The organism is Micromonospora sp. CNZ322 (assembly GCF_007827755.1).
In genome coordinates this window covers 21969-38322 of the sequence record NZ_VITD01000017.1, presented here as the reverse complement: position 1 = coordinate 38322, position 16354 = coordinate 21969, and the positions used below count along the sequence as shown (strand labels likewise).

Below are 16354 nucleotides of genomic sequence, written 5' to 3'. Positions count from 1 at the left end.
CGGGTCAGGTCAACTCTGCCCGGTCACCGGTCACCGCCAGAAGCGGATCAGCTCCAGGCCGGCGGCGTAGAGCCCCGACGGCAGACCGAGCAGGTCACCGACCGCGAAGACCGCGTCGAAGAACCAACCGCCGATGCGCGGGTTCCACAGCAGCGCGAAGAGCAGGATGAAGCCGTACGGCGCGAACAGGTCGTACATCTTGCGCCACTGCGGGTTGAGCCACGGCTGGATCATGTTGCCGCCGTCCAGGCCGGGCACCGGCAGCAGGTTCAGCACACTGGCGGTGAGCTGGAGGAAGGCGAGCAGCGCCACCCCGGCCCAGAACTCCACCGGACCTTCCGACTGGGTGCCGAGCCGCACCGCCGCCACCAACACCAGCGTGAACAGCACGTTGGTCGCCGGGCCGGCGAGGCTGACCAGGGTGTGCCGCAGCCGACCCGGGATGGCGTGCCGGTCCACCCAGACCGCGCCACCCGGCAGGCCGATGCCGCCGAGCAGCACCACCACCACCGGCAGCACGATCGACAGCAACGGGTGGGTGTACTTCAACGGGTTGAGCGTCAGGTAACCGCGATGGGCGATGTCCCGGTCGCCGGCCCGGTAGGCCACCACCGCGTGGGCGTACTCGTGCAGGCAGAGCGACACCAGCCAGCCGGACACCACGAAGAGGAACACGTTGAACCGGACGCTGCCGTACCCGTTCCAGGTCAGCACCCCGCTGACCGCGAAGAGCGCGACCAGGCCGAGGAAGACCGGGCTGGGCCGGAACGCCGCCTTGGGGACGCCGAGGACCAGCCCGTCACCGCCCGGGCGGTCGTAGGCCATCACTCGGCCGTGGGCAACAGGCTCATCCGGTACTCCACCCGGTCGTCCTCCACGAGCGCGACCGAGGTGACGCCGGACGCCGCGAGCTCCCGCCAGGCCTGACCGATCCAGGATTCGGCGTCGGCCTGGCTGCCGAACGACTCCGCCGGTCCCTCGACCGTCTGGCCGTCCGTGCCCTCGTACCGCCAGCTCCACGCCATGCCGCGTCTCCCCTCGCCGCTGAAGTCCCCGTGGGACGAACCCTCGCCAGCGTAGTCGGCCCGGCGCGCAACGGCCGCTCGCTCGCCCCGGCGGGACCGACGGGGTGGATCAATTCGATCGACGCCGGCCGGTACGGTGGCTCGGTGCTGACACGGGGAGTGCTGCTCGGCGACCGGTACCGGCTGGGCGAGCGGGTGGCGACGGGTGGGATGGGCGCGGTCTGGCGCGGCACGGACGTGCTGCTGGAACGCGAGGTCGCCGTGAAGGTGCTGCTGCCGTCGCTGGTCGCCGATCCGGAGTTCACCGCTCGCTTCCGGGCCGAGGCGCGGATGCTGGCCGCGCTGCGGCACCCCGGGGTGGTGCCGGTGCACGACGTGGGGCAGGCCGCGCTCGACGACGGCAGCCAGGTCGACTACCTGGTGATGGAGTACGTCGAGGGCGAGCCGTTGTCCGCCCGGGTGCGCGCGGTGGGGCGGCTGGATCCGGCCACCACCATGTCGGTGCTGGCCCAGGCGGCCGACGCGCTGCACACCGCCCACTTCGCCGGCATCGTGCACCGCGACGTGAAGCCGGGCAACCTGCTGGTCAAGGGCGACGGCACTGTGGTGCTCGTCGACTTCGGCATCGCCCGGTCCCGCAACATGGCCGGGCTCACGGCCGCGAACATGGTGCTCGGCACCGCCTCGTACATGTCTCCCGAGCAGGCCACCGGGCAGCCGGTCTCGGCCGCCACCGACATCTACGCGCTCGGCGCGGTGGCGTACTTCTGCCTTGCCGGGCAGCCGCCCTTCCACGGTGACAACCCCCTCGCGGTGGCGCTGCGGCACGCCCAGGAGGACCCAGCGGCGCTACCGGCGGACACCCCACCGGCGGTTGCCGCCGTGGTGACCCGCGCGCTGGCCAAGCGTCCGGAGGACCGGTTTGGCAGCGCGGCCGAGTTGGCCGCTGCCGCCGCCGAGGCCCGCGACGCGACCCTGGCGAGCATTCCGGTCTCGGCCCGCCCACCGTGGGCGCTGGCCGCTCCCACCCCGGGCCTCGCGGCCCCCGCAGCTCCCCCCACGCCGCCAGCCGGCCCGGCTGCGGCGCCGCCGTCCGCCACGCCGGTGTCGGCAGGGCCCGCCGCGCCGCGCCCACCGGCGAGCGCCGCGACCGAACCGACGACCGAGCCGAAGCCGACCCGGGAGGACGCGCTCGGAAGCGCACCGTCGAGCCGACGCCGTGCACTGCTGGTCGGGGCCGGTGCGGTCGTCCTCGTCGCGGTGGCCGTGGTGGCCGTGGTCGCGCTGCGACCGGGAGCCAACCCGGGTACGGCGGACCAGCCACCCGCGCTGGCCGGCGAGTCGGCGGCGGTCGCCGACGCTCCGCTGCCGCCCGGAGACGCGACCACCACCGGACCCCGGCCCAGCGCGACGCCGGGTGCCAGCCGCACCGCGACGGCCGAACCGACCGGGTCCCCCGCCGACGCGACGACCAGCAGCGACCCCGACCGCACCGGGGCACCGGGCGGCACGCCGACCGGTACGGCCAGCAGCCGACCGACGCCCAGCCGCACCCCGTCGAGCCGACCCAACCCGTACACGGCGGCACAGGCGTGCGGCAGCGGCTACCAGGTGATCGACTCGGCGACGCTGACCGGCGGGGACGGGCAGCGCAAGGGCCGGGTCTTCCTGCTGTACCACGGGGGCACCGGCACCAACTGCGTGGTGACCCTCAAGGACACCGCGGTCGGCACGAAGTCGGCGGCCTCGGCGTACCTGGAGGTGCAGGGGCGGGCGCGCAGCACCGACAGCGGGTCCTTCGACTACTACGCCGGGCCGGTGCGGGCCAGCGCGGCCGGGACATGCGTCAAGTGGGGCGGCTCCACCGGCGGGGTCAGCTACGGCAGCGGGTTCGAGCACTGCGACTGAACGACGGGCCGGCAGGCACCGCGACCCTGGGCGGCCTTAAGGTACGGGCATGTCCGTAGACGGGTGGAACACGGTCCTGGTGCTCGGCGGTATCCGGTCCGGCAAGTCCGAGTTCGCCGAGTCCCTGGTCACCGACGCGCCGGTGGTCCGCTACGTCGCCACCGCGCCCGAGGGCGACCCGGAGGACACCGAGTGGGCGACCCGGCTGGCGGCACACCGCGCCCGACGGCCGGGCAGCTGGACCACCGAGGAGACCACCGAGGACCCGCGCCGGCTGGCCGACGTGCTCGAGTCCGCCGAGCCCAACGAGATGCTGCTCGTCGACGACCTGGGCGGCTGGGTGACGGTGCTGCTCGACCCGGACCACCAGCCCGCCGACGACGTGGCGACCATCGCCGAGCTGGCCGAGGCGATCCGCGGGTGTGCCGCCCGAGTGGTGCTGGTGAGCCCCGAGGTGGGGCTGTCGCTGGTGCCGACCACCCCGCTGGGCCGGGCGTTCACCGACGCGTTGGGCGCGGCCAACCGCGCGGTCGCCGACGCCTGCGACGCGGTCGTACTGGTCGTCGCCGGTCAGCCGGTCTGGCTCAAGTCGGTCGCCACCGCGACCGAACCGCCCGCTCCCGCCGCCGTGACCGCGCCGACGGCTGCCGCCACCGCACCGGTCGTGGCGAGCCTCGCCGACACCGAGCCGACCCCCGAGGTGCAGCTGCCCGACGTGCTGACCCCCACGCCGCCGGCCGCCCCGATGGCGGAGCCGGGCAACCCGTGGGCCGCGCCGACCATGGCGCTGCCGATGGTGTCCACCGGGCTGGTCATCCAGCCCGGCATGGAGCTGCCGATGCCCGACGAGTACGCCGGCCCGCAGGCGGTCGACCGGCTGGCCACGCTGGACGTACCGGGCGCCGGGCTGGGCGTGCTGGACCGGGTGGTGGGCTTCGCCGCCGCCACCCAGGGCACCTCGACCCCCGCCGCCTGGGGCTCGGTGCGGGTGCTGCTGCTGCACGGCGACCACGCCGGCGGGGCGGCGGCCGGCACCGTCGCCGGTGAGTCGGCGCGCCGCGCCGCACAGGCCCGCGCCGGCCAGGGCGCGTTGGCACGGCTGGCCGCCGAGAGCGGCGCGAGTCTCCAGGTGGTGGACACCCCGGCCTCCGCGCCGATCGAGGACCAGCCGGCCCTCGCGCCGGAGCAGGTGGAGTCCGCGCTGCGCTACGGCTGGCGGTTGGCCGAGCAGGCCGCCGACGCCGGCGTACAACTGCTGGTGCTCGGCGCGTGCGGCGCCGGCACCGAGGCGGCGGCCGCTGCGGTGCTCGCGGCGACCGCGGGCGCGGAGCCGCCCGCCGTACTGGGCCGGGTGATCACCGACTCCGGTGAGATCGACGACGCGGCGTGGATGATCCGCTGCGCGGCGGTGCGTGACGCCCTGCACCGCACCCGACGCTCGTCGCGCGGCGCCAAGGACATCCTGGCCGAGCTGGGCGGCGGCGACGTGGCGGTGGCCACCGGCGTGCTGCTCGGCGCCACCGCCCGCCGGGTGCCGGTGCTGCTCGACGGGCCGGTCGGGTTGGCCGCCGGCATGGTGAGCCGCGACCTGGCCGGGCAGGCCCGGCACTGGTGCCTGCTGGCCGACCACGGCGGGCACCCTGCCGTGCGGCTCGCCGCCGACGTGCTGGGCCTCACTCCGCTGCTCGACCTGCGGATGGATCTCGGCGAGGGCGCGAACGCGCTTGTCGCGCTGCCGCTGCTGCGCTCGGTGCTGGCGCTGTCCGCCACGCTGCCGGTGCACCCGTCGCTGGCCGGCACGGACGACACCGACCCGGCCGTCGACGAGCCGGAGTCCACCGACCCGAGCTACGCCGACCCGGATCTCACCGAGCCCGACTTCGCCGAGCCGGAGCCGGCCGGGCCGGGCCCGGCCAGCACCGGGGCGGACGAGCAGCCGGCGACGGGCTGGCGTGCCGGCTGAGCCACGGCTGCTCGCGGGGGCCCGGCTGGCGGTCACCACCTTCACCACGCTGCCGGTGCGGGCCGGGCGCATCGACCGCCCGGTCGCCGGCACGGCGATGGCCCTCGCCCCGGTGGTCGGCGCACTGCTCGGCGCCCTACTGGCCGGTGTGCTGCTGCTGACCGGGACGCTCGCCCCACCGCTGGTGGCGGCCGGTGTGACAGTCGGCGTCGCCGCGCTGCTCACCCGGGGGCTGCACCTGGACGGGCTGGCCGACACCGTGGACGCGCTCGGCTCGTACCGGCGGGGCACGGCCGCCCTGGAGATCATGAAGAAGCCGGACGTCGGTCCGTTCGGGGTGGTCGCCCTGGTGGTCGTACTCCTGGTGCAGGCGGCTGCGCTCGCCGACCTCGCCGGTCGGTCCTGGCCGGCGTGCCTCGCGGCGGTGGTCGCGGCGACCGCGGCCGGGCGGCTCGGCGTCACGGTGGCCTGCCGGCGGGGAGTGCCGGCGGCCCGGCCCGACGGGCTGGGCGCGCTGGTCGCCGGCACGGTAGGCCCGGTGGCAGTTGCCGCCGGGGCGGTCGCCGTCATGCTGCTGGCGGTGCCCGCGGTGCCGGGCCGTCCGTGGCAGGGGCCGCTGACCGTCGTCGCCGCGATCGCCGTCGCGCTACCGCTGCTCAACCACGTGGTACGCCGTCTCGGCGGGATCACCGGCGACGTCCTGGGCGCGACCGTCGAGGTGGTCACCACGCTGGTCTACCTGGGTCTGGTGCTGTCCGGCTGAACCGGGCCCGGCGGGCCGGGTAGCGTTCGGCTCGACAACACCGGCGCGGCCACCGGGGGATCCCACAATGCTCATCACGGACGACTTCCTGCCCGTTCCGGTGCCGGAGTCGCTCAGCGCGACCTACCTGGTGCCGATGGCGGGGCTACCGAAGGTCAGTGCGAAGACCGCGGTGGCGGCCCTGACCGGGCGGCTGGCCGAGCCGGTGCACGGGCTGGCCCGGCAGATGCTCGACAGCCCGCTGATGAGCGTCGACACCCGGCCGATCGCCGAGTTCCCCGAGCTGCCACCGGACCTGCTCACCGCGTTCGGTGCGACAAAGGAGCAGCTGGACCGGCTGGCGGCGGCGACGCACCTGGTGGTCGTACAGGCCGAGTACCGGCCCGGTTGGCCACCCGCGCACGAGTGGGCCGCCCGGGCGGTCGCTGCCGCCGTGGCGGAATCCGTCGACAGCGACGTGGTGGACGTCTTCGGCCTCCAGTTCCTCGACCCGGCGACCGCGCTGCGCTCCCTCCCCGACGAGCAGGGCCGCATCCGCCTTGTCGACTGGGTGCTGGTGCCGTACTCCTCGGACACCGAGGGCCTGTGGTTCACCACCAAGGGGCTGCGCCGCTTCGGTCTGCTGGAGTTGCAGACCCAGGGGGTGCCCGACCACCTCACCCGCGCCTGGGGTGCGGTGATGACCGGGGCGGCCCGCCGACTGCTGCGGGACTGGACCGACGGGCTCACCGGCGAGGAGGTGCCGGCGTTCGTGCAACTGCCGGTACTCGCCACGGTCACCGGCCACGACATCGCGGTGGCGTACGGCAACCCGGAGCAGCACGGCGCCACCGCCCCGGTGCTGCTCCGCCTCGAACTGGACCCGGCGACCGACCCGGAGGCCGACTCGTTCCTCAGCCTGCGCCCGCCGGCCGGGCACCCCGGCCCGGACGGGCGCTACTACGCCGCCGCCTGCGCGACCCTGTTCTCCGGGATCCAACCGGACGTGCGCTACGCCCGCTCGGGTGACGCGATGAGCCGCGCGGTCGCCACCGCCAGGGCCGCGCTGGACGACGCGCGGGCCCGATTCGTCGCCGGCCAGTTCCCCACCGAGTCGCAACTGGTGGTGAAGTACGGCCTGCCCGGAGACGACGGCCCGGAGTACGTCTGGGCGGGCGTCACCTCGTGGGAGACCCCGGAACGCATCGTCGGCGTGAGCGCCAGCGACGCCAACACCGACCAGAGCGTGCGCATCGGCACCCCCGTGGTAGTGGAGACGTCCGACGTGGTCGACTGGGCCGTCCTGGACGCCACAGGCGTCATAGAAGGCGGCTGGACCCAAGCAGTCCTGGACTCAGGCGAACCCCCAACCCCCTCACGCTAACCCCGCTCTCCGGCCTAGTTGATCAAGAGGTTTGCGTCAGAATCTCGTCCGAACATGACGCAAACCTCTTGATCACCGGGGGCAAGGCGGTGGGGTTACTTCACTGAGGGGGTTACGAAAGGGGGCTTGGTCAGCTTCAGGGGGGCTCGGCGGCCTCGGATGTCGATCTCGACCTCGTCGCCGTCGGTCAGGTTGGCGTCGGTGTTCAGTAGGGCCAGCGCGATGCCCTGTTTGCGGGTTGGGGAGAAGGTGCCGCTGGTCACGATGCCGACCTGGGTGTCGCCCACGTGCAGGGTCATGCCGGGCCGCGGGATGGCCCGGTCGACGGCCACCAGGCCGCGCAGCGTACGCCGGGGGCCGGCGGCCTTCTCGGCGAGCAGCGCGTCGCGGCCCCAGAAGGCCGGCTTGTCCCAGCCGACCGCCCAGCCGGAGCGGGCCTGCACCGGGCTGATGTCCAGGGAGAGGTCCTGCCCGTGCAGCGGGTAACCCATCTCGGTCCGCAGCGTGTCCCGGGCGGCCAGTCCGCAGGCGCGCAGCTCGAACGCCGCGCCGGCGGCGAAGAGCGCATCCCAGACGGCGACAGCGTGCTCCGCCGGCACCACCAGCTCGTAGCCCAGCTCACCCGTGTAGCCGGTACGGCAGACGGTCAGCTCCACCCCGGCCAGGCTCGCGGCGGAGAAGCTCATGTAGCCGTGTTCGGTGGGCAGGTCCAGGGCGGCCAGCAACTCGGCCGAGCGGGGGCCCTGCACGGCCAGCACCGCGTACGCCTCGTGCTCGTCGGTGACTGTCACCTGCGCGGGAGCGGCGGCGCGCAACCGGCGCACCACCTCGGCGGTGTTCGCCGCGTTCGGGATGAGGAAGACGTGGTCGTCGGCGTAGAGGTAGGCGATGATGTCGTCCACCACGCCGCCGGTGGCGTCGTCGCAGCAGAGCGTGTACTGCGCCCGGCCCGGGCCGATCCGGCCCAGGTCGTTGCTGAGGCAGGAGTTGACGAAGTCGGCCGCGCCGGGGCCGCTCACCCGAGCCTTGCCCAGGTGTGACACGTCGAAGACCCCGACCGCCGTACGCACCGCGGTGTGCTCCTTGAGCACTCCGCCGCCGGCGTACTCCAGGGGCATCTCCCAGCCCCCGAAGGGGGCGAACTTGGCTCCGGCGGCGGTGTGCCGCTCGTGCAGCGGGGAACGGCGCAGCCGGGTCGCGGCGGCGTCGGAGGTCACGTCGGTCATGGGTGGCAACTTACCGGGGGCAACGTCGCTGGTTAGCATCGGCGGGAGCCCGCTGGCGCTGTCGGCGGGACAGCCATGACGTCCGGCGGGTAGGTTCCGCCGGAGACCTTCACCGCTGGTACGCGACGTCGCGACCGGCCCGGCCCGCCCGGAGTAGCTTCAGTGACTTCACCCCGCACCACCAACCTGAGCCTGGTCGACACCGACCCGGCCGAGCTCGCCGTCGACGCGATCGTGATCGGCGTGCACAGCCAGACCGGAGAGCAGGGCGCCACCAGCGGCCTCGCCGGCACCCTGCTGCTCGCCAGCGGCGCGGAGAGCATCGCGGCCGCGTTCGACGGCAAGCTGACCGAGACCCTCGCGCTGCTCGGCGCGACCGGCGGGCCGGGTGAGGTCATCAAGCTGGCCACGCTGGGCACCGTGACCGCCCCGCTGGTCACCGCGGTCGGGCTCGGCCCGGAGCCGTCGGGTGCCGCCCCGGCCCCGGAGACGCTGCGCCGGGCCGCCGGTGCGGCGATCCGGGCACTGGCGGGCGCACCCCGGGTCGCGCTGGCCCTGCCGCTGCCGGACGACGCGAACGCGTCGGCCGAGCTGCGCGCGGTCGCCGAGGGCGCGTTGCTGGGTGGGTACCGGTTCGCCGGTTACAAGACCCGACCCCAGCCGACCCGGCGGGAGCCGGTGGCCGAGGTGCTCATCGCGGTGCCGGACGCCAGCGACGCGGGCGCCCAGTCGGAGGTCGCCCGGGCGCAGGCCGTGGCGGGCGCGGTCCGGCTCAGCCGGGACTGGGTGAACACCGCGCCGAACGAGCTGCGTCCGCCGTCGTTCGCCGACGCGGTCGCCAGCGCGGCACGCGAGGCGGGCCTCGGCGTCGAGGTGCTCGACGAGGCGGCGCTGGCCGCCGGCGGGTACGGCGGCATCGTCGCGGTCGGGCAGGGCTCGGAGGCCCCGCCGCGGCTGGTGAAGCTGACCTACACCCCGCAGGACGGCGGCAACGGCAAGCGGGTCGCACTGGTCGGCAAGGGCATCACCTTCGACACCGGCGGCATCTCGATCAAGCCGGCGCAGGGCATGTGGGAGATGAAGTCCGACATGGCGGGCGCCGCCGCGGTGGGCGCGGCCATGCTGGCGATCGCCGCGCTGAAGCCGACGGTGGCGGTCAGCGCGTACCTGCCGATGGCGGAGAACATGCCGTCGGGCACCAGCTACCGGCCGGGTGACGTGATCACCATGTTCAACGGCAAGCGGGTCGAGGTGCTCAACACCGACGCCGAGGGCCGGATGATCCTGGGCGATGCCATCGCCCGCGCTTGCGCGGACGGCACCGACTACCTGTTCGAGACCTCCACGCTGACCGGCGGCCAGGTCATCGCGCTGGGTAAGCGGATGGCCGGCGTGATGGGCACCCCGCAGCTGTGCGACCGGGTGAAGGTGGCCGGCGACGCCGTCGGCGAGCCGGCCTGGCCGATGCCGCTGCCCGACGACGTCCGTAAGGGCATGGAGTCGGATGTGGCGGACATCTCGCAGGTCAACGCCGGGATGGACCGGGCCGGTCACATGCTGCAGGGCGGCGTGTTCCTGCGCGAGTTCGTGACCGACGACGTGGCCTGGGCGCACATCGACATCGCCGGGCCGGGCTACCACTCGGGTGAGCCGACCGGCTACTGGACCAAGGGCGGCACCGGTGTTCCGGTCCGCACGCTGGTGCAGCTCGTCGAGGATGTCGCCACCAACGGCTGACGGGACACGCGAAAGGGGCCCCCTGCTCAAGGGGGCCCCTTTCGCTTGGCTCAGTACAGCTCGGGGCGACGCTTGCGGCGCTCGTTGAAGTCGCGCATCCGCTGCGGGTAGCCCATCAGTCGGACGTCGTACACCGGGATGCCCATCCGGTACGCGAAGCGCCGGGCTCCGTCCGGGCCGTCGATGCGCCGGCGGGTCCACTCCCCGTCGTCGGCGATCAGGATGACAGTGGTCTCCGTTACGGTCGTCCGGGGTTCGATGTACGCCTCGACGCCGCGCCGACTCCGGATGAAGTTCTCCAAATGGTCCAGATCGCCGCGACTCGCGGCACGGTCACGGCTCGGCACAGCCGCCTGTTTGCGGCGCCGGAACAAGCCCACCGAATCTCTCCCCCACGTTGCGTCATCGACGACGGTGCCAAGGGTACGTGTCGATGACGTGTCGTTGGGCACCTCAGTACGCACCCTGTGCCCAGTGGTGACAAGATGACCGAGGTGGGGTGTGTCCGTGTTACATCCCCGTGACCCCCGATGCAGCGACGCGACCTGGGAGTTGGACGTGAGCGAGCCGAACGAAGCGACCTTCGACATTGTCATTCTCGGAGGTGGCAGCGGCGGCTACGCGACCGCGCTGCGCGCCGCCCAGCTCGACCTCAAGGTCGCGCTGGTCGAGAAGGGCAAGCTCGGGGGCACCTGCCTGCACAACGGCTGCATCCCGACGAAGGCGCTGCTGCACGCGGCCGAGATCGCCGACCAGGCCCGCGAGTCGGAGCAGTTCGGCGTGAAGGCCGAGCTGATCGGCATCGACATGGCCGGGGTCAACTCGTACAAGGACGGTGTGATCTCCCGCCTGTACAAGGGCCTGCAGGGCCTGGTGGGCGGCTCGAAGAACATCACAGTCGTCGAGGGCGCCGGCAAGCTGGTCGGCAAGAACGTGGTTGAGGTGGACGGCAAGCGCTACACCGGCCGCAACATCGTCCTGGCCTCCGGCTCGTACGCGAAGAGCCTGCCCGGCCTGGAGGTCGACGGCGAGCGGATCATCACCAGCGACCACGCCCTCACGATGGACCGGGTGCCGTCGTCGGTGATCGTGCTCGGTGGCGGCGTGATCGGCGTCGAGTTCGCCAGCGTGTGGAAGTCCTTCGGTGTGGACGTGACGATCGTCGAGGCGCTGCCCCGACTGGTCGCCGCCGAGGACGAGGAGTCCTCGAAGGCGCTGGAGCGGGCGTTCCGCAAGCGGAAGATCAACTTCAAGGTCGGCAAGCCGTTCGAGAAGGTCGAGAAGACCGAGAACGGCGTCAAGCTGACCATCCAGGGCGGCGAGACCGTCGAGGCCGAGCTGCTGCTGGTCGCCGTCGGTCGCGGCCCGAACACCGCCAACCTCGGGTACGAGGAGCAGGGCGTCAAGATGGACCGCGGCTACGTGCTGACCGACGAGCGGCTGCGCACCAACGTGCCGAACGTCTACGCCGTCGGCGACATCGTCCCGGGCCTCCAGCTCGCGCACCGGGGCTTCCAGCAGGGCATCTTCGTGGCCGAGGACATCGCCGGGCAGACCCCCGCCGTGATCGACGAGGTCGGCATCCCCCGCGTCACCTACTGCGACCCGGAGCTGGCGTCGGTGGGTCTCACCGAGGCCAAGGCCAAGGAGCAGTACGGCGCCGACAAGGTCAAGACGTACAACTACAACCTGGGTGGCAACGGCAAGAGCCAGATCCTCAAGACCACCGGCTTCGTGAAGCTGGTCCGGGTCGAGGACGGCCCGGTGGTCGGCGTGCACATGATCGGCGCCCGGGTCGGTGAGCTGATCGGTGAGGCGCAGCTCATCTACAACTGGGAGGCGTACCCGGCCGAGGTCGCCCAGCTCGTGCACGCCCACCCGACCCAGAACGAGGCCCTGGGCGAGGCGCACCTGGCCCTCGCCGGCAAGCCGCTGCACTCGCACGCCTGATCATCCAAACCGCGGCGTCCGGCGACGGGCGAAGATCCCACCAGGGGAATGAAGGAGTCTCAGAAAATGCCGGTATCGGTCACCATGCCCCGGCTCGGCGAGAGCGTCACCGAGGGCACCGTCACTCGCTGGCTCAAGCAGGAGGGCGACACGGTCGAGGTTGACGAGCCCCTGCTCGAGGTCTCGACCGACAAGGTCGACACCGAGATCCCGTCGCCCGCTGCGGGCGTGCTGAGCCGGATCGTGGTCGGCGAGGACGAGACCGCCGAGGTCGGCAGCGAGCTGGCCGTCATCGCCGGTGAGGGCGAGTCGACCGGCGGCGGCGAGGCCGCCCCGCAGGAGCAGGCCCCGGCCGAGGCGGTCGAGCCGGCCGCCGAGCCGACGGCCGCCGCCGAGGGCACCGCCGACGAGGTGGCCCAGGACGAGGCCCCGGCCGAGGCGCCGGCTCCGACCGCCGCCTCGTCGGGCGAGGGCACCGCGGTGAAGATGCCCGCCCTGGGCGAGAGCGTCACCGAGGGTACTGTCACCCGCTGGCTGAAGCAGGTCGGCGAGACCATCGAGGTCGACGAGCCGCTGCTGGAGGTCTCCACCGACAAGGTGGACACCGAGATCCCGTCGCCGGTCGCCGGCACGGTGCTGGAGATCAAGGTCGCCGAGGACGAGACCGCCGCGGTCGGCGCCGACCTGGCGATCATCGGCGTTGCCGGTGCGGCCCCCGCCCCGGCGCAGCCCGAGCCGAAGCCCGAGCCGAAGGCGGAGGCCAAGCCGGAGCCGAAGGCCGAGCCGAAGCCGGAGCCGAAGGTCGAGGAGCCGACCCCCGGCATGTCGTACAACGAGCCGGCCGCGGAGACCGAGAGCTCGGCGCAGCCGGCGAAGACCGAGCAGGCCGCGCAGCCCGCCGCGTCGACCTCGGCGCAGGCACGCCCGTCCGCCCCGGCACCGGGTGCCGGCGAGGAGGCCGCCGGGTACGTGACCCCGCTGGTGCGCAAGCTGGCCAGTGAGCACGGCGTCGACCTGGCCGCGCTCAACGGCACCGGCGTGGGTGGTCGGATCCGCAAGCAGGACGTGCTGGAGGCCGCTGAGAAGGCGAAGGCCGCCAAGGCCGCTCCGGCTCCGGCGGCCGCTCCTGCCGCCGCCGCGCCCTCGGCCAAGCCGGCCGCGAAGCCGCAGCCGAGCACCAAGCGGGGCACCACGGAGAAGCTGCCGCGGATCCGGGCGACGATCGCCAAGCGGATGCAGCAGTCGCTGCACGAGACGGCGCAGCTGACCACGGTCGTCGAGGTCGACGTCACCAAGGTCGCCAAGCTGCGGGTCCAGGCGAAGGACTCGTTCCAGGCCAAGCACGGCGTGAAGTTGTCCTTCCTGCCGTTCTTCGCCCTCGCCGCCATCGAGGCGCTGCAGACCCACCCGATCATCCAGGCCAGCATGGACCTGGACGGCGGCACGATCACCTACCCGGCCGCCGAGCACCTCGGCATCGCAGTGGACACCGAGCGCGGGCTGCTCGTGCCGGTCATCCACAACGCCGGTGACCTCAACATGGGCGGCATCGCCAAGCGGATCGCCGACCTGGCCGAACGCACCCGGGCCAACAAGATCACCCCGGACGAGATGGCCGGGGCGACCTTCACGCTGACCAACACGGGCAGCCGGGGCGCGCTCTTCGACACCCCGATCGTGCCGTCGCCGCAGTCGGCGATGCTCGGCACGGGTGCCGTGGTGAAGCGGCCGGTCGTGGTCAACGACCCGGAGCTGGGCGAGGTCATCGCGGTCCGGTCGATGGTCTACCTGGCCATGTCCTACGACCACCGGCTGATCGACGGCGCCGACGCGGCCCGCTTCCTGACCGCGGTCAAGGAGCGGCTGGAGGCCGGCAACTTCGACTCGGAGCTGGGCCTGGCCTGATCCACCCGCAACGCCGAAAGGGCGCCCCGGTCGTCGACCGGGGCGCCCTTTCGTCTGCGGTCCTCAGCTCTTGAGCAGCGCGGTCGAGACCTGCCAGAGCCGCTCGGCGGCCTCCGGGTCCAGCGCGTAGTCGGCGACGCCCGTCCGTCCACCGGGCTGGGCTGGGGCGGCCTGCTGACAGTCCTCGAAGTAGCGCCCGCCCACGCCGTCGAGCAGCGGCGAGGCGGCGACCAGCACGGAGGTGGCGGCACCCTGTTCGACGGTCTTCCAGGCCGCCGCGTTGCCCGCACGCAGCCGGGCCAGTTCCTCCTCGCTCACGTAACGCTGAAGGTTGGTCCGGATCGCGCCGGGCATCAGCGAGTTGGTGAGGATGCCGTCGTCGGCCCAGCGCCGGGTGGCCTCCACTGCGAACAGCACGTTGGCCGTCTTGGACTGCCCGTACGCCTGCCACGGCTCGTACTCCCGCTTGTCGTACTGGATGTCCTCGAAGACCACCGGTGAGCGCAGGTGGGCGGCGGAGCTGACCGAGACGATCCTGGCCCCGTCCGCGGCGGCGAGTGCCGGGCGCAGCCCGGTGGCGAGCGCGAAGTGCCCCAGGTGGTTGGTGGCGAACTGCATCTCCCAGCCCTGCGGGGTGCGGGACAGCGGTGCGGCCATGATGCCGGCGTTGTTGACCAGGATGTGCAGCGGGCCGTCCCAGTTGGCCACGAAGTCGGCGATCGAACCCTGGTCGGCGAGGTCGAGCGGGGCAACCAGGACGCGGTCGTTGCCGGTGGTGCCGGTGATGTCGTTGGCGGCTTGCTGACCCGCGTCGGGGTTGCGGACGGCCAGTGTGACCTCCGCGCCGGCGCTGGCCAGGGCGCGGGCGGTCTCCACGCCGATCCCGGAGGACCCGCCGGTGACGATCGCCCGCCGCCCGACGAGGTCCACGCCCCGGATCACGTCCATGGCGGTGGAGTGATGGGTGAACGAAGTGGTGATCGGGTTGTTGGTCGTCATTGTCCATCCTTGTCCGGGGTGGGCGGACCGACCGGCCCGCTGCGAGAGGCCGTGGCCCCGGTGTTTCCCCGACCCGGGCCGGAGGTAACGCCGGACCCGCCGCCATCGCCGTTCGGGCCTCCGACCAGCCCGGACGCTGCCAGAGTGGGATCGTGGGCGGCTACCGGCGGGGTGGACAGCTGGGACCGGCCGTCCCGATCGCCCCGGGCGCCCGGGTGGACAAGTTCGAGGTCTTCTTCGACCTGGTCTTCGTCTTCTCGTTCTTCATCATCACCCGGGCCACCGCCGCGAACATCTCCAGCCGGCAACTGCTGCACGCCGGCCTGGTGCTCGCCGTGCTCTGGTGGATCTGGGTGGTACACAGCCTCGTCGCCACCCGGGTCCGGCTCGGCGAGGGCTACGTCCCGGTGCTCATGGTGATCGCGATGGTCGCCCTGTTCGCGTTCGCGCTGGCACTGCCACAGGCGTTCACCGACCCGAAGGGGAGCGCTGCCGGCCCGATGCTGGTGGCGATCAGTTACGTCGTGGTCCGCGGTATCCACTGGATCCTCTATCAGCACGTGGTGCGGGACAGCCCGCAGGAGCGGCGGCAACTGCGGCGGTTCGCCCCGGAGCTGGCGGTGAGCATCGTGCTGCTGCTGGCCGCCGCGCTCATCCCGCCGCAGATTGCCGACCCCGACCAGGCCGCCATGGTCCGCGACGGCCTGTGGATCGCCGTGGTGGTGGTGCAGTACGCCACCGGCTTCATCGTCGGGACCTGGGGCTGGGGGGTGACCAGCGCCGAGCACTGGACCGAGCGCTACGACCTCATCCTGATCATCGCGCTGGGCGAGTCGATCATCTCGACGGGCGTCGGCGGCAACCTGCTCGGCAAGCCGGTCACCTGGCCGGCGGTGGCCGCCGCCGCGCTCGGCATCGTGGTCACCGCCGCCCTCTGGTGGGCGCACTTCGACTTCATCGGGCCGGCCGCCCGGATCGCCCTGCACGCGGCCGAGGGCGCTCCCCGGGTGGCGATGGCCCGCGACGCGTACGCGTACCTCTACCTGCCGATGATCGCCGGCGTGATCCTCTTCTCGATCGGCAACGAGGAGGTCCTGCACAAGATCACCGACCCGGCCGGCGGGATCGCCGAGAAGGTCGAGGGACCGGCGGTGCCAATGCTCTTCGGCGGGTTGATCTGCTATTTCGCCGTCAACCTGCTCTTCCAGTTGCGCACCCTGCACACCGTCACCTGGACCCGCGTCGGCGTCATCGTGGCGCTCATCGCGGCCCTCCCGATCGGCCAGCACCTGCCGGCGCTGGGCGCGCTCACCCTCGCGACAGTGATCTGCGTGGCGCTGGTGGCCGTGGAGGTGATGGTGATGGCGCAGTCCCGGCACGCGTTGCGGTCCGCCGTCTTCCAGGAGCGGACCACCCACGAGGCCCACGAGGCCGAGTGGCGCGCGCGCTGGCACGACGTCCGGGAGACCGACGAGCCGACCACGCCGTGATTCCCGGGTTTGGGGGTGTGACCGG

The 16354-nt window shown here is 72.9% G+C and carries 13 protein-coding genes; 8 read left to right on the top strand and 5 right to left on the bottom strand.

The window, feature by feature from the left end:
* Window positions 1-30 precede the first annotated feature (30 nt).
* Window positions 31-825: a site-2 protease family protein gene (locus FB453_RS29225; RefSeq protein WP_145795420.1), complete on the bottom strand. Its 795-nt coding sequence runs from the start codon at window positions 823-825 to the stop codon at window positions 31-33.
* Window positions 825-1025 carry a hypothetical protein gene (locus FB453_RS29220; protein WP_091407482.1) on the bottom strand — a complete coding sequence of 67 codons (201 nt, stop codon included), beginning with the start codon at window positions 1023-1025 and terminating at the stop codon, window positions 825-827. Before FB453_RS29220 ends, FB453_RS29225 begins: the two co-directional genes overlap by 1 nt.
* 144 nt (window positions 1026-1169) lie before the next feature.
* Here FB453_RS29220 and FB453_RS29215 point away from each other — a divergent pair, with 144 nt between their 5' ends.
* From FB453_RS29215 to FB453_RS29200, 4 genes are all read left to right on the top strand, one after another.
* Entirely contained in the window at window positions 1170-2933 is a 1764-nt protein-coding gene (locus FB453_RS29215) for a serine/threonine protein kinase (RefSeq protein ID WP_145795418.1), read from the top strand.
* A gap of 49 nt (window positions 2934-2982) precedes the next feature.
* Window positions 2983-4896, top strand: coding sequence for a bifunctional adenosylcobinamide kinase/adenosylcobinamide-phosphate guanylyltransferase (locus FB453_RS29210; RefSeq protein WP_145795416.1), 1914 nt, complete (start codon window positions 2983-2985; stop codon window positions 4894-4896).
* A complete protein-coding gene (locus FB453_RS29205; RefSeq protein ID WP_145795413.1) occupies window positions 4886-5659 on the top strand; it encodes an adenosylcobinamide-GDP ribazoletransferase in 774 nt (257 codons plus the stop codon). The genes FB453_RS29210 and FB453_RS29205 overlap by 11 nt, the downstream gene beginning before the upstream one ends.
* Window positions 5660-5726: 67 nt before the next feature.
* Window positions 5727-7022: a DUF2314 domain-containing protein gene (locus FB453_RS29200; protein WP_112605085.1), complete on the top strand. Its 1296-nt coding sequence runs from the start codon at window positions 5727-5729 to the stop codon at window positions 7020-7022.
* Between the two features lie 95 nt (window positions 7023-7117).
* Here the strand turns inward: FB453_RS29200 and gcvT are convergent, their stop codons facing one another.
* The gene (gcvT, locus tag FB453_RS29195) at window positions 7118-8248 is read right to left on the bottom strand and encodes a glycine cleavage system aminomethyltransferase GcvT (RefSeq protein ID WP_112700256.1); all 1131 of its coding nucleotides are present in this window, start codon (window positions 8246-8248) and stop codon (window positions 7118-7120) included.
* Window positions 8249-8410: 162 nt separating this feature from the next.
* Between gcvT and FB453_RS29190 the strand changes: the two genes are divergently transcribed.
* Entirely contained in the window at window positions 8411-9985 is a 1575-nt protein-coding gene (locus FB453_RS29190) for a leucyl aminopeptidase (protein WP_145795411.1), read from the top strand.
* A 50-nt stretch (window positions 9986-10035) separates the two neighbouring features.
* Here the strand turns inward: FB453_RS29190 and FB453_RS29185 are convergent, their stop codons facing one another.
* Window positions 10036-10365 carry a hypothetical protein gene (locus FB453_RS29185; protein WP_145795409.1) on the bottom strand — a complete coding sequence of 110 codons (330 nt, stop codon included), beginning with the start codon at window positions 10363-10365 and terminating at the stop codon, window positions 10036-10038.
* A 178-nt stretch (window positions 10366-10543) separates the two neighbouring features.
* On the opposite strand from FB453_RS29185, the gene lpdA reads away from it, so the two are divergent.
* Window positions 10544-11935 (top strand): dihydrolipoyl dehydrogenase, encoded by a 1392-nt coding sequence (gene lpdA, locus FB453_RS29180; protein WP_145795407.1) that lies wholly within the window; start codon window positions 10544-10546, stop codon window positions 11933-11935.
* 66 nt (window positions 11936-12001) lie between these two features.
* Window positions 12002-13840 carry a 2-oxoglutarate dehydrogenase, E2 component, dihydrolipoamide succinyltransferase gene (sucB, locus tag FB453_RS29175; RefSeq protein ID WP_145795405.1) on the top strand — a complete coding sequence of 613 codons (1839 nt, stop codon included), beginning with the start codon at window positions 12002-12004 and terminating at the stop codon, window positions 13838-13840.
* 63 nt (window positions 13841-13903) lie between these two features.
* Here the strand turns inward: sucB and FB453_RS29170 are convergent, their stop codons facing one another.
* Window positions 13904-14839 carry an SDR family NAD(P)-dependent oxidoreductase gene (locus FB453_RS29170; RefSeq protein ID WP_145795403.1) on the bottom strand — a complete coding sequence of 312 codons (936 nt, stop codon included), beginning with the start codon at window positions 14837-14839 and terminating at the stop codon, window positions 13904-13906.
* A 152-nt stretch (window positions 14840-14991) separates the two neighbouring features.
* On the opposite strand from FB453_RS29170, the gene FB453_RS29165 reads away from it, so the two are divergent.
* Window positions 14992-16329: a low temperature requirement protein A gene (locus tag FB453_RS29165; protein WP_145795399.1), complete on the top strand. Its 1338-nt coding sequence runs from the start codon at window positions 14992-14994 to the stop codon at window positions 16327-16329.
* The last annotated feature ends 25 nt before the right edge of the window (window positions 16330-16354 follow it).